Annotated in this window: 16 protein-coding genes; 12 read left to right on the top strand and 4 right to left on the bottom strand. The window is 63.4% G+C overall.

Annotated elements, in window-relative coordinates:
- The first annotated feature begins 90 nt into the window (after positions 1 to 90).
- From rsfS to AC1RWL_RS16755, 6 genes are all read left to right on the top strand, one after another.
- Positions 91 to 504 carry a ribosome silencing factor gene (gene rsfS / locus AC1RWL_RS16780; RefSeq protein WP_256120526.1) on the top strand — a complete coding sequence of 138 codons (414 nt, stop codon included), beginning with the start codon at positions 91 to 93 and terminating at the stop codon, positions 502 to 504.
- A gap of 78 nt (positions 505 to 582) precedes the next feature.
- A complete protein-coding gene (gene rlmH, locus AC1RWL_RS16775) occupies positions 583 to 1,065 on the top strand; it encodes a 23S rRNA (pseudouridine(1915)-N(3))-methyltransferase RlmH (RefSeq protein WP_256120497.1) in 483 nt (160 codons plus the stop codon).
- A gap of 252 nt (positions 1,066 to 1,317) precedes the next feature.
- Positions 1,318 to 2,748, top strand: a complete 1,431-nt coding sequence (locus AC1RWL_RS16770) for a murein hydrolase activator EnvC family protein (RefSeq protein ID WP_493095555.1) — start codon at positions 1,318 to 1,320, stop codon at positions 2,746 to 2,748.
- Entirely contained in the window at positions 2,738 to 4,060 is a 1,323-nt protein-coding gene (locus AC1RWL_RS16765; RefSeq protein ID WP_256120495.1) for a S41 family peptidase, read from the top strand. Before AC1RWL_RS16770 ends, AC1RWL_RS16765 begins: the two co-directional genes overlap by 11 nt.
- Positions 4,061 to 4,133: 73 nt before the next feature.
- On the top strand, positions 4,134 to 5,324 hold the full coding sequence (locus AC1RWL_RS16760) for a divergent polysaccharide deacetylase family protein (protein WP_493095556.1): 1,191 nt from the start codon (positions 4,134 to 4,136) through the stop codon (positions 5,322 to 5,324).
- A gap of 9 nt (positions 5,325 to 5,333) precedes the next feature.
- A complete protein-coding gene (locus tag AC1RWL_RS16755) occupies positions 5,334 to 5,861 on the top strand; it encodes an RNA pyrophosphohydrolase (RefSeq protein ID WP_493095557.1) in 528 nt (175 codons plus the stop codon).
- Between the two features lie 186 nt (positions 5,862 to 6,047).
- On the opposite strand, the gene bfr is transcribed toward AC1RWL_RS16755, so the two are convergent.
- Together bfr and AC1RWL_RS16745 are read right to left on the bottom strand one after the other, a co-directional pair.
- Positions 6,048 to 6,533, bottom strand: a complete 486-nt coding sequence (gene bfr, locus AC1RWL_RS16750) for a bacterioferritin (protein WP_256120492.1) — start codon at positions 6,531 to 6,533, stop codon at positions 6,048 to 6,050.
- Entirely contained in the window at positions 6,499 to 6,852 is a 354-nt protein-coding gene (locus AC1RWL_RS16745; RefSeq protein WP_256120525.1) for a (2Fe-2S)-binding protein, read from the bottom strand. Before AC1RWL_RS16745 ends, bfr begins: the two co-directional genes overlap by 35 nt.
- A gap of 349 nt (positions 6,853 to 7,201) precedes the next feature.
- On the opposite strand from AC1RWL_RS16745, the gene AC1RWL_RS16740 reads away from it, so the two are divergent.
- Positions 7,202 to 7,636, top strand: coding sequence for a metallopeptidase family protein (locus AC1RWL_RS16740; RefSeq protein WP_069061576.1), 435 nt, complete (start codon positions 7,202 to 7,204; stop codon positions 7,634 to 7,636).
- A gap of 159 nt (positions 7,637 to 7,795) precedes the next feature.
- Here the strand turns inward: AC1RWL_RS16740 and AC1RWL_RS16735 are convergent, their stop codons facing one another.
- Both AC1RWL_RS16735 and AC1RWL_RS16730 read right to left on the bottom strand, forming a co-directional pair.
- On the bottom strand, positions 7,796 to 8,002 hold the full coding sequence (locus AC1RWL_RS16735; protein ID WP_256120491.1) for a DUF1737 domain-containing protein: 207 nt from the start codon (positions 8,000 to 8,002) through the stop codon (positions 7,796 to 7,798).
- Positions 7,999 to 8,910, bottom strand: coding sequence for an HpcH/HpaI aldolase/citrate lyase family protein (locus AC1RWL_RS16730; RefSeq protein ID WP_493095558.1), 912 nt, complete (start codon positions 8,908 to 8,910; stop codon positions 7,999 to 8,001). The genes AC1RWL_RS16735 and AC1RWL_RS16730 overlap by 4 nt, the downstream gene beginning before the upstream one ends.
- Before the next feature lie 108 nt (positions 8,911 to 9,018).
- Here AC1RWL_RS16730 and AC1RWL_RS16725 point away from each other — a divergent pair, with 108 nt between their 5' ends.
- From AC1RWL_RS16725 to AC1RWL_RS16705, 5 genes are all read left to right on the top strand, one after another.
- Complete coding sequence (locus AC1RWL_RS16725) at positions 9,019 to 9,273, top strand: hypothetical protein (protein ID WP_256120489.1); 255 nt, start codon at positions 9,019 to 9,021, stop codon at positions 9,271 to 9,273.
- A 154-nt stretch (positions 9,274 to 9,427) separates the two neighbouring features.
- Positions 9,428 to 10,033, top strand: a complete 606-nt coding sequence (gene leuD / locus AC1RWL_RS16720; protein WP_256120488.1) for a 3-isopropylmalate dehydratase small subunit — start codon at positions 9,428 to 9,430, stop codon at positions 10,031 to 10,033.
- Between the two features lie 4 nt (positions 10,034 to 10,037).
- Positions 10,038 to 10,418 (top strand): RidA family protein, encoded by a 381-nt coding sequence (locus AC1RWL_RS16715; RefSeq protein WP_493095559.1) that lies wholly within the window; start codon positions 10,038 to 10,040, stop codon positions 10,416 to 10,418.
- A gap of 96 nt (positions 10,419 to 10,514) precedes the next feature.
- On the top strand, positions 10,515 to 11,624 hold the full coding sequence (gene leuB, locus AC1RWL_RS16710) for a 3-isopropylmalate dehydrogenase (protein ID WP_493095560.1): 1,110 nt from the start codon (positions 10,515 to 10,517) through the stop codon (positions 11,622 to 11,624).
- 123 nt (positions 11,625 to 11,747) lie between these two features.
- Positions 11,748 to 12,446: a phosphatase PAP2 family protein gene (locus AC1RWL_RS16705; RefSeq protein WP_493095561.1), complete on the top strand. Its 699-nt coding sequence runs from the start codon at positions 11,748 to 11,750 to the stop codon at positions 12,444 to 12,446.
- Positions 12,447 to 12,453: the final 7 nt, after the last annotated feature.

The following is a 12,453-nucleotide window of genomic DNA, read 5'->3' as shown; positions in this document are numbered from 1 at the left end:
CTGGCATGCATTGATGCCTACATTTACACTGTACCGGTTAGGTAATGCCGGTACGAGACGTGCTGTCCTGTTACCCAGAAAGGAACGAACCTGACAACAGTGCACGCAAAGGGAAGCGCCCGCAGCGTCTTCTCGAAAGGCCCGGGACGTGGCGACGATGCCGCCGACCGCGCGCTTCAACTGGTCCTCGCAAGCCTCGAGGACTCCAAGGCAGAAGATATCGTTACCATCGACATTGCCGGAAAATCAGCACTGGGCGACTACATGGTAGTCGTGTCCGGACGCTCGAACCGTCACGTCATGGCGATTGCCGATCACCTCATCTCCGATCTCAAGGACGAAGGCCTGGGCAATGCCCGCGTCGAAGGCCTGGAGGCTGGCGACTGGGTGCTGATCGACGCAGGCGATATCATCATCCACGTGTTCCGGCCGGAAGTCCGGGAGTTCTACGCCATCGAACGGATGTGGGCGACTCCCGAGATCGAGGACGGCACCGTCCATTAACAGACGCCGGACGCCTGTCCGGTGAGGAAAAGCGGGTGCGCGGCTTGAGCGCACTCACGAACGGACAGGGTTTGGGCGATGCGGGTTGGACTTTTCGCGGTTGGACGGCTGAAAGCCGGCCCTGAGAAGGATCTTGCGGCCCGCTATCTGGACCGTTTCGCCAAGGCCGGCCCCGCCATCGGCCTGGAGCTCGGCAAGCTTGTCGAAGTCGGCGAAAGCCGCGCCGGCAATGCCGAGACGCGCAAGCGCGAGGAAGCGGTCCTGCTGGAAAAGGCGCTGCCCGACGGCGCCGTGCTGATCCTGCTCGACGAGCGCGGCAAATCGCTCGATTCGCCCGCATTTGCCGACCTGATCGGCAATTTCCGCGACGGCGGAAAACGCGACCTGATGATCGCGATCGGCGGCGCCGACGGGCTGGACCCCGCGCTCTACAACCGTGCCGACGCCACGCTCTGCCTCGGCAAGCTCACCTGGCCGCACCAGCTCGTGCGCATCCTGCTCGCCGAACAGCTCTACCGCGCCGTCACCATCCTCTCCGGCCACCCCTATCACCGCAGTTAGAGCAGTTCCGCGTTTCTTCGAATCGCGAAAACGCTCTCTTTCTTTGTTTTTACGCAATTCCGGACGCAAAACCGCTGCACACTTTTGCTGGAATTGCTCGACGCGCAATCGTCACGCAAGGCTGAGCGCTTAGGGTGGCAGAGGCCGTATTTTTGGCACGGTTTGTTGGCCAAGTGTTTTCCGGCAGCGGGATTTCTTGGCGAAACCGCCAAATCAGCATAGAGCGTTGGAGGAACGGACGTTCGGGAGACGATGAGGAAAGCCGGCACAGTCAATCCGGGTGAGGGGGTCAGTCGCCTGCTGCGACCGGCCCTGCTTTCGGCCGTCCTGTCGCTGGTCCTTGTTTCCCAGCCCGTTGCCGCCGAGCCCGTCGAGGGAAATGTCGCGCTGGAAAAGACCGGCTCGCTGCCGAAGGTCGAGCCGGATCCGGCCGCCGCCCTCGCCCTTCGCCGCGACAGCACGCGCCGCGAGCTCGAAACGCTGTCCCAGTCCATCACGGTTTCGAGCGAGAAGACGAAGGAGCTGGAAGCCGAGATCGCCACGCTCGAAAAATCCCGCCAGAGCCTGCGCGATGCCATCGTCAAGTCCGCCGCGATGCGCAAGGACATGGAAAACAAGATTCTGGCCGGCGAAAAGCGGCTGGAAGGCATGCGCGAGCGCGAAGCGGGCGTGCGCGCCTCGCTGCACGAGCGGCGTGGGCTTTTGGCGGAAGTTCTCGCCGCCCTCCAGCGCATGGGCCGCAACCCGCCGCCAGCGCTGCTCGTCAAACCCGAGGATGCGCTCTCCTCCGTGCGCAGCGCCATCCTTCTCGGCGCCGTCGTGCCCGGCATCCGCAAGGAGACCGAGGAACTCGTCGCCGATCTCAAAGAATTGATGGACGTCAAGACGGATATCGACCGCGAGCGCACCGAGCTTGCCCAGGCGATGTTGCTGCGGGTCGAGGAGGAAAAACGCTCCGAACTGCTGGTCGCCCAGAACGAGGCGCTGACGGCCACGAACAGCCGCACATTGGCCGCGGAACGCCGGCGCGCCGAGGAACTCGCGGCCCGCGCCACCAGCCTGGAAGGCCTGATCGGCAGCCTGGAGCGCGACATCGGCTCCGTGCGCGATGCGGCCGCCCTGGCCCGCACCAAAGAAGAGGAACGGCGCAACCAGACGGACGCCGAACGGGAGCGGGCGAGGGCGCTCGCGCGCGACTCGGTGCCCGACAAAAACCGCATTGCTCCGGCATATGAATTCTCCGAACTGCAGGCAAAACTGGACTTTCCCGTGGCCGGCGACGTTCTGCGCCAATTTGGCGAAGCAGACGGCACCGGCCATGATTCGCAGGGGCTGACGCTCGCCGCAAATCCCGGCGCGCTGGTCACCGCCCCTTCGGATGGCTGGATCGTCTTTGCCGGCACGTTCCGCAGTTACGGGCGCATGATCATCCTGAATGCTGGGGAGGGCTACCATCTTGTGCTCTCCGGCATGGACCGGGTGAGCGTGCGAGAGGGTCAATTCGTCGTGGCGGGAGAACCACTTGCCGTGATGGGTGAAAAAAGGGTCGCGAGTGTCAACGCTTTGACGCTGGAAACAGACAAGCCGACACTTTACATTGAATTCCGAAAGAACGGAAAACCGGTTGATTCCCGGCCATGGTGGTCCGCAAAAAATTCTGGAAAGGCACGCAATGATACGTAGGGCTTCACTTGTGATCGTCGGTGCACTGATGGGTGCGACCGCCATGAGCGTCATCAACACGGCGACATTGCCTGCCGAAGCTGCCGGCTCGTCAACTTATCGTGAGCTCTCCATCTTCGGAGACGTCTTCGAACGCGTGCGCGCGCAATATGTGACGCCGCCGAAGGAAGACCAGCTGATCGAGAATGCCATCAATGGCATGCTCACCTCGCTCGACCCGCATTCGTCCTACATGAATGCCAAGGACGCCGACGATATGCGCACGCAGACGCGCGGCGAATTCGGCGGTCTCGGCATCGAGGTCACGATGGAGGACGAGCTCGTCAAGGTCATCACCCCGATCGACGACACGCCGGCCGCCCGCGCGGGCGTTCTCGCCGGCGACTTCATTGCTAAGATCGACGGCGCGGACGTGCGCGGCCTGAAGCTTGAAGAAGCGGTCGAGAAGATGCGCGGCGCGGTCAACACGCCGATCAAGCTGACGCTGATCCGCAAGGGTGCCGACAAGCCGATCGAACTCACCATCATGCGCGACATCATCGCCGTGCGCGCGGTCAAGTCCCGCGTCGAGAACGATGTCGGTTACCTCCGCGTCATCTCCTTCACGGAAAAGACCTATGACGACCTCGAAGCCGCGATCACCAAGATCAAGGAAGAGGTTCCGGCCGACAAGCTGAAGGGCTACGTGCTCGACCTGCGCCTCAACCCGGGCGGCCTTCTCGACCAGGCGATCAACGTCTCCGACGCCTTCCTGGAGCGCGGCGAGGTGGTCTCGACCCGCGGCCGCAACGAGGACGAAACCCGCCGCTTCAACGCGACGCCGGGCGACATCACCGACGGCAAGCCGGTCATCGTCATGGTCAATGGCGGCTCGGCCTCGGCGTCGGAAATCGTCGCCGGCGCGCTGCAGGACCTGCGCCGCGCCACCGTGCTCGGCACGCGGTCCTTCGGCAAGGGCTCCGTCCAGACCATCATCCCGATGGGCGACGCCGGTGCACTGCGCCTGACGACGGCGCTCTACTACACGCCATCCGGCAAATCGATCCAGGGCACCGGCATCACGCCGGACATCACGGTCGAACAGCCGCTGCCGGCCGAGTTGCAGGGCAAGCTGGAAGCCGCCGGTGAATCCAGCCTGCGCGGCCACATCCAGGGCCAGAGCGAAACGCAGGAAGGCTCGGGCTCCTCGGCCTATGTGCCGCCGGAAGCCAAGGACGACCTCCAGCTTCAGTATGCGCTGGAACTGCTGCGCGGCCAGAAGACGGACAAGGCCTTCCCGGCCAATCCGGAAAAGGCAGAGCTGAAGAAGTAAGCCGCTTGCTCCTGGCCCGTCACCGCACGGGCCAGGATTTCTTCTTGCACCTTCCGGCCAGCACGGACTGACCTTGGGCACAGACATTCACGCACCTCTCGGCCAGGACCGCAAGGCAAGGCCAGGACCGGCAGGACCGTCGCGGTTCTCCGCCGGCAATGTCGTGTTTGCCGTGGCGATCGCCGGCATGCTCGGCTTTTCCGGCTGGACCGCGCTCGCGCCGACGGGCCTGCGCACCGCGCCCGCGGAAGAACTCTCCTCCGAGACGACGACTGATACCAGGCCCGACCAGAAGACGGCCGAGGCGAAGGACGGCGTGCCCCGGACGACCGGCCTTTCCGGCGTGCGCGTCGAGGAGACATTGACCGACGACGGCAATGTCGTGCGCAAATACACGCCGGGCGCACGCGACGGCACCGGCCCGCTCATCATCGAGGCCAATCGCATCGGCCAGGATGCGCGCTCCGCCGCCTTCCCGAACGAAGACCTGCTGGAAGAGACCTCCGATGGCAAGATTCCGGTCATCGGCCTCGACGGCACGCGGCCGATGGACCAATACGCCCGGCCATGGTCCGGCGCGCGCGGCACGCGCATCGCCATCGTCGTCGGCGGGCTCGGCCTCAGCCAGACGGGTACGCAGCGCGCGATCCGCGAGCTGCCCGGCGAGGTGACGCTGGCCTTTGCCGCGAGCGGCAACAGCCTGCCGCGCTGGATGCAGGAGGCGCGCCGCAACGGCCACGAGATCCTGCTGCAGATGCCCCTGGAACCCTTCGACTATCCGCAGAACGATCCCGGCCTCTACACGCTGCGCACCGATCTCGGCGAGACGCAGAACCTTGCCGAACTGCACCGCGCCATGGCGCAGATCACCAACTATACCGGCATCGTCAATTTCATGGGCGGGCGCTTCCTTTCCGATGCCGATGCGCTGGAGCCGGTGATCCGCGATGTTTCCAGCCGTGGCCTGCTCTTCCTCGACGACGGCAGCTCCGCGCAGTCGCTGTCGGGAACGATCGCCGGTGCCGTCGAGGCGCCGCATGCCTTCGCCGACCTCCAGCTTGACGCCGACCTTTCCCGCGATGCGGTGCTGAAGAAACTCGACGAGCTGGAGCGCATCGCGCGGCGCAATGGCACGGCGATCGGCATGGCCTCGGCCTTCGATGAAAGTGTGGACGCGATCCGCGAATGGTGCGAGGAAGCGCAGGGCCGCGGCATCGAGATCGTCGGCGTCGCGTCGCTTGCAGCCGTTCCCGCCAAAAAATAGGAAGTTTCGATGGGCAAGGATAAGGACAAGGTGGTTCGGGCCGAGGACCTGCCCTACCGCCCCTGTGTCGGCATCATGGTGCTGAACGCGGACAGCAAGGTCTGGGCCGGCCGGCGGATTCCCGTCGGCAATTCCGAATATGACGGTTCGCCGCAGCTCTGGCAGATGCCGCAAGGCGGCATCGACAAGGACGAGGACCCGCTGGCCGCCGCCCACCGCGAACTTTACGAGGAAACCGGCATGAAGAGCGTCTCGCTCCTCGCCGATGCCGGGCGCTGGATCAACTACGACCTGCCGGCCCAGCTGATCGGCATCGGCCTCAAGGGCAAATATCGCGGCCAGACGCAGCGCTGGTACGCCTTCCGCTTCGAGGGCGACGAAAGCGAGATCGCCATCAACCCGCCGCCGGGCGGCCACGAGCCTGAATTCGACGCCTGGGAATGGAAGGCGATGCAGGACCTGCCGGGGCTCATCGTGCCCTTCAAGCGCAAGGTCTACGAAGAGGTCGTCGCCGCCTTCACGCACCTGGCGCCCTGAAACAAACTCGCCCCATCCTCGACGTCATCCTCGGCCTTGAGCCGAGGATCCATTTTTCGCCAAGAGGCGTGGATGCTCGGGTCAAGCCCGAGCATGACGAGAGAGAGGTTTGCGGCATTCTGGCAAGCAAACAAAAATCCCCGGCAAGGCCGGGGATTTTCCATTCCGGATGGCGCGGATGCGCCCTTATTCGGCTTCGTTTGCCGGTGCGGCGTTGAGCTGGCCGTATTTTTCCTCGCCGAGCTTCTTCAGAAGGTCGATCTGGGTTTCGAGGAAGTCGATATGGCCTTCCTCGTCGATCAGCAGCTCTTCGAAGAGCTTCATGGTGACGTAGTCACCGGCGTCATGACAGATGTCGCGCGACTTCTTGTAGGCCTTGCGGGCGTCGTATTCGCCGGCGAGGTCGGCTTCCAGCACTTCCTTGACGTTCTGGCCAATGCGAAGCGGTGCGACGGTCTGGAGGTTGGGGTGGCCTTCGAGGAAGATGATGCGGGCGACGAGCTTGTCGGCATGCTGCATCTCTTCGATCGACTCGGCACGCTCCTTCTTGGCGAGAAGCGTGTAACCCCAGTCCTCCAGAAGGCGGTAGTGGAGCCAGTACTGGTTGACAGCACCCAGCTCGAGATAGAGCGCTTCGTTAAGCTGCTCGATGACTTTTTTGTCGCCTTTCAAGGTCCGCTCTCCTGTTTTCTTCATGGAATTGTTTGAGGCGGATCATGAAATCAAATATCTCGTCGTCCGTCGAGTGGCGGCCGGCGTGGTACTGCTCGGTTGTGCGGATGATGATGTCGACGACGTTGGGGAAACAGCCGCAACAGCGGCCCCGCTTCTGCATCGCGTGATAGACTTTTGCAGGCACGATGAGCTGCCAACAGTCCTCGTCGAGGAGCTCGTTGATCACGTCGACAATTTCACTATCGGTTATGAAGTTGCAGCTGCAAACCAGCATTTCGTCTTGCCTGTCATACGCAAAGCACTGAGTTTCCGGCATTAAGCAAAAGGCGACCTTTGCTGTCAAGAATGAACAGGTCAGCCTTGCTGACTCATGAATTTAGAGTCATTCTAAACTTGATTATAAATATCGTCTTTTCAGAGGGTTACAGTTCGGTGACATGCCAAAAACGCTTCGAACGGTGCGGCAAACTGACCGATCACATTTTATTGCAAAAGTCGCTTTCGACCCAGATTTTCCCGAAACCCTCCGATTCCGTCCCCTGCCGGCCCAAACGTCGAATCGTCGCGCGAACCGCCCCATTTACGCATAGGATGCAGGCGGGGCATGCAAATTCGACCCTCGAAAAACGCTGGAAATCGTCTATATGACGGGCAAAGGAGAGCCCATGGCCCGCATAGACCAGACCGATGATTGGCGGACGCGCCACGCCCCGACGATCAGCGCGTTCGAATCGCTGGCGCTCGAAGCCTATGGCCACCTGCCGGAAGAGTTCCGCGCGCTGACCGGCAATCTCATCATCGAGATCGCCGAGTTCCCGAGCGACGACGTCTTCGAGGACATGGCGCTCGAAACACCCTTCGACCTGCTCGGCCTGTTCGAAGGGCGCGGCATCAGCGAACGCTTCACCGTCGAGACCGGCGAAATGCCCAACCGCATCACCCTCTACCGCCGTCCGATCCTCGATTACTGGGCAGAGAACGAGGAAACGCTGGGCGACATCATCACCCACGTCCTCATCCACGAGATCGGCCACCATTTCGGCCTGTCGGACGACGACATGGAACGCATCGAGGCCAGCGCCGAGATCGCGGCGGGCTGAGGCTGACGACGTTTATCGACCGACGGCGCCCCACCCACGACGTCATCCTCGGGCTCGACCCGAGGATCCACACGGCACCCTGGCCATGGATGGTCGGGTCAAGACCGACCATGACGGAGTAGAGGTGGGGGAGTGGCGGCGCCGCGTTTTGTTTCGCGCTTACTGCTCCGAAAGCTTGATGTCCGGCGTGTATTCCTTGCCCGGCACGTCCTTCACCACGGCCTGGCCGCACTGCATCAGCTTCGTTTCAGCATTGTAGGCATAGGTCGGCGAGCCGTGCAGGTCCCAGCCCTTGTTCAGCGCCAGCGTCACCTTGTGGCAGAACGCGGCATCGTCGGGGCCGGTCAGGAAGCGGTAGACTTTCATGCTTTCTTCTTTCTCTCGTTGATCAGGTCGGCCTTGGCGAGCACGCGCCCGGCCTGTTCGGCATGGAGTTTCTCGACCATGCGGCCGGCGAGCTCGACGACGGCCTTGCCGGCATTTTCCGGCGCGTCGAAGGCCGCGACAATGGCCAGCGCCTCGGCGGCTTCCGCCTCCGTCACGCCAAAAGCCTCGTTGGCGATGGCGATCTGGGTCGGGTGGATCAGCATCTTGCCGTCGAACCCCATCTGGCGGCCCTGCCGGGCTTCCGCTTCAAGGCCGTCCGTATCGGAAAAATCGTTGAAGACCGCGTCGATGACGTCGAGCCCCGAAGCGCGCGCCGCCACCACGACCTGAAGCAGCAGCGGCACGAGGAAGGGGCGGCCGGGAATATCGGCAATGCCGGTTTCCTTGCGCAGGTCGTTGAGGCCGACGATAAGGCAGTCGAGCCGGCCGCCATGGGTGCGGCCCGTCTCGGCGATTTCGGCAAGGTTGAGCAGGCCGGCGGCCGTCTCGACCATCGCCCAGAGCCGCGGCCCCTCGTCGGCACCCGCCTCGGACAGCCAGTCGGCGACGGTGAGCACGTCCTGCGGCGCCGAAACCTTCGACAACAGCAAAGCATCCGGCATGCAGTCCAGCACCGCTTCGAGGTCGAGCGCGCCGTCCGATCCGTCGAGCGGATTGATCCGGATGACATGTTCGTGAGCCCCAGACCGGTCGAGGCCCTGGAAATGGGCGACGAGGGCGGCCCGCGCCTCCGCCTTCTTCTCCGGCAGCACGGAATCCTCGAGGTCGAAGATGATCGTGTCGCAGTCGAGCGTCGCGGACTTGGCGAGCGCCCGAGTGTTTATAGCGGGAACGCTCAGCACCGAGCGGCGGAGAGCGAGCGGATGGTGGTGCGGTGTCCTGTTCATCCGTCCTTTTTGCCGCGCTTTGTCGCAGCCGGCAAGCACTACCGGTTTCGGCCTTGCAATGGACAAAATCGACCCCCACATTCTTCTCTACAGAAAGGGCAAAATCCCATGCAGCGCATACGCTCCATCGTCTTCACCGTCCTCACCATGCTGATCGCCGGCGCGACCTTCCTGTTCGCCGCCTCGCTCGGCCTTGCCATCGCCGGCATCGTCGCCGTGCTGATGCTCGGCAGCATGCTCGCAGGCAAGCTCCAGCCCCGTCCGGTTCGGGCAACGGCCCGCGCGCGCAACGATCGCGCTGCGCCTGGCCAGCGCGAACCGCGCATCTGGAACGACGGCCGCGGCACGATCATCGATCTCTAGGCCGCATCCCCTCCTTCAAGAGGCACCGGGCGCAGACCGCGCCCGGCTTTTGCGTCTGGTCGCCCGGCCGTTCGGAAGATTCTCCTTCAAATTCCGGGAAAACTGATCTAAACGCTTGGCGAAACCGACATCACCGTATTCCGAGGGTCTCCGCATGGAAAAGTTCGTCAAGCTGACCGGCGTCGCCGCGCCGCTTCCCGTTGTCAATATCGACACGGACATGATCATTCCCAAGGACTACCTGAAGACCATCAAGCGCACCGGCCTCGGCAAGGGCCTCTTCGCCGAAGCGCGCTTTCATGAAGACGGCAGCGTCAACGAAGATTTCGTGCTGAACAAGCCCGCCTACCAGAACGCCACGATCCTCGTCGCCGGCGACAATTTCGGCTGCGGCTCCTCGCGCGAACACGCGCCGTGGGCGCTGCTCGACTTCGGCATCCGCTGTGTCATCTCGACGAGCTTCGCCGACATCTTCTACAACAACTGTTTCAAGAACGGCATCCTGCCGATCGTCGTCAGCCAGGACGACCTCGACAAGCTGATGGACGATGCGAGCCGCGGCTCGAACGCCATCCTGACCGTCGATCTGGAAGCCCAGGAAATCACCGGTCCCGACGGCGGCCGCATCACCTTCGACATCGACGCCTTCCGCCGCCACTGCCTGCTGAACGGCCTCGACGACATCGGCCTGACGCTGGAAAAGGCGACCTCGATCGACAGCTACGAAAAGCAGACCGCCTCCTCGCGGCCCTGGGCCTGAGACGATGCGCCGGCTGATCTCGTCCGGCTCGCCGTTCGAGGTGAAGGCCGGCTATTCGCGCGCCGTCGTCCAGGGTGACTGGTGCTTCGTCTCCGGCACGACCGGCTATGACTACACCACCATGACCATGCCCGAGAGCGTCGAAGAGCAGACGCGCCGCTGCCTCGCCACGATTGGCGAGGTTCTGGAGGAGGCCGGCTTCTCCTTCGCCGATATCGTGCGCTGCCACTATTACGTGACCGACGCCGCCTTCGCCGACCGCGTCTTTCCGATCCTCGGCGAGACCTTCGGTCGGATCCGCCCTGCCGCCACCATGATCGTCTGCGACCTGATCCGGCCGGAAATGCTGATCGAAATCGAAGTCACGGCGCTCCGGCAAAACTGAAACGCCCGCGCAAAAATCTTTCGCCCCGGCGATTTTCCTTGAACGGAAGTTGCGCTAAGAAGCGCGCGACCATTCCATGACATCAAGGAAAATGCCATGACAGCGCGTACCCTCCTTCTCCTGCCCGGCGACGGCATCGGCCCGGAAGCCATGGCGGAAGTCCGCAAGATCATCGCCTATATGAACGCCGAACTCGGCGCCGGTTTTGAGACCGACGAAGGCCTCGTCGGCGGCTCGGCTTACGACGCCCATGGCGCGGCGATCTCGGAATGCGACATGGAGAAGGCGCTTGCGGCGGATGCCGTGCTGTTCGGCGCCGTCGGCGGCCCCAAGTGGGATGACGTTCCTTATGAAGTCCGCCCGGAAGCCGGCCTGCTGCGCCTGCGCAAGGACCTAAAGCTTTTCGCGAACCTGCGCCCGGCGATCTGCTACCCGGCGCTCGCCAATGCCTCCTCGCTGAAGGCCGAACTCGTCGAGGGCCTCGACATCCTCATCGTGCGCGAACTCACCGGTGGCGTCTATTTCGGTGAGCCGAAGGAGATCATCGATCTCGGCAACGGCCAGAAGCGCGGCATCGACACGCAGGTCTACGACACCTACGAGATCGAGCGCATCGCCGGCGTCGCCTTCGAACTCGCCCGCACGCGCGGCAACCGCGTCTGCTCGATGGAAAAGCGCAACGTCATGAAGTCCGGCGTGCTTTGGAACCAGGTTGTGACCGAGACGCACAAGCGCGCCTATTCCGACGTGCAGCTGGAGCACATGCTGGCCGATGCCGGCGGCATGCAGCTCGTGCGCGCGCCAAAACAGTTCGACGTCATCGTCACCGACAACCTGTTCGGCGACATGCTCTCCGACGTCGCCGCCATGCTGACGGGCTCGCTCGGCATGCTGCCGTCCGCCTCGCTCGGCGCGCCGGATGCCAAGGGCCAGCGCAAGGCGCTCTACGAGCCCGTGCACGGCTCGGCACCGGACATTGCCGGCAAGGGCATCGCCAACCCGATCGCCATGATCGCCTCCTTCGCCATGTGCCTGCGCTACTCGTTCAACATGGTCGCGGAAGCCGACAACCTCGAAAAGGCGATCGCCGATGTGCTCGACAGCGGTGTGCGCACCGGCGACATCATGTCAGAAGGCAGCCGCCAGGTCGGCACGACCGAGATGGGCGACGCCATCCTCGAAGCGTTCAAGAAGCTCTCGGCCTGAGACTGATATCTTCGCTGAAAAGGCTCCCGGCGCAGGCGCTTCGGGAGCCTTTTTCGTTTGCGCTCCCTTGAAATGCCGGGTTCCGCCAACACATGGAAGCGACGCTGTTTTCAAAGGATGACCATGAACCGATCGTTTGCGACCTCCTCGCTCTGGATCCTCGCCACCACCGTGCTGCTCGTTGTCGCCCTCGTGCCCTTCGATCCGCTCCTTTCACAGCGCGCCCAGGGCCTTCCGGGCGGCGTCGTCACCTTCAACGAGCGCATCACCGATTTCGGCACGTTCAGCTGGATGATCTATGGCTCGGGCCTGGTCGTCATCCTCGCCTATATCGTGCACCGGGTCAGCCGCAACGAGACGCTGGCGGGTCGCGCCCGCACGGCGCGGCGGCTGTCGCTCTATTTCCTCGTGACGATCGGCGCGACGAGCGCGCTGGTGCATCTCTTCAAGCTGATCGTCGGGCGCGCGCGGCCGGAACTCTTCTCCGAACTCGGCGCCTACAGCCTGACGCCCTTCGCCTATGACAATCTCTATGCGAGCTTCCCGTCCGGCCATTCTGCCGCCGTCGGCTCGTTCTTTGGCGCCTTTTCCATGCTCGCGCCGCGGCTGCGGCCGCTCTTCCTCGTCGGCGCGCTGATGATCGGCATCTCCCGCGTCATCGTCGGCGCGCATTATCCAAGCGACGTCGCCGCCGGCCTGCTGCTCGGCCTCTGGACCGCCGTCGCCACCGCTTTCGTCTTCGCCCGCAGGGAATGGCTCTTCCGCTTCAACGAGCACGGCTGGCCGCTGCCGAAAGCCTTGTTGCCGCCCAAGCCCCAATAAAGAACCC

The sequence above is a fragment of the Shinella sp. GW821-FHT10F02 genome (genome assembly GCF_058809275.1).
Note: the sequence above shows the minus strand (reverse complement) of the source record. Positions and strands in the feature narration are given on the sequence as shown.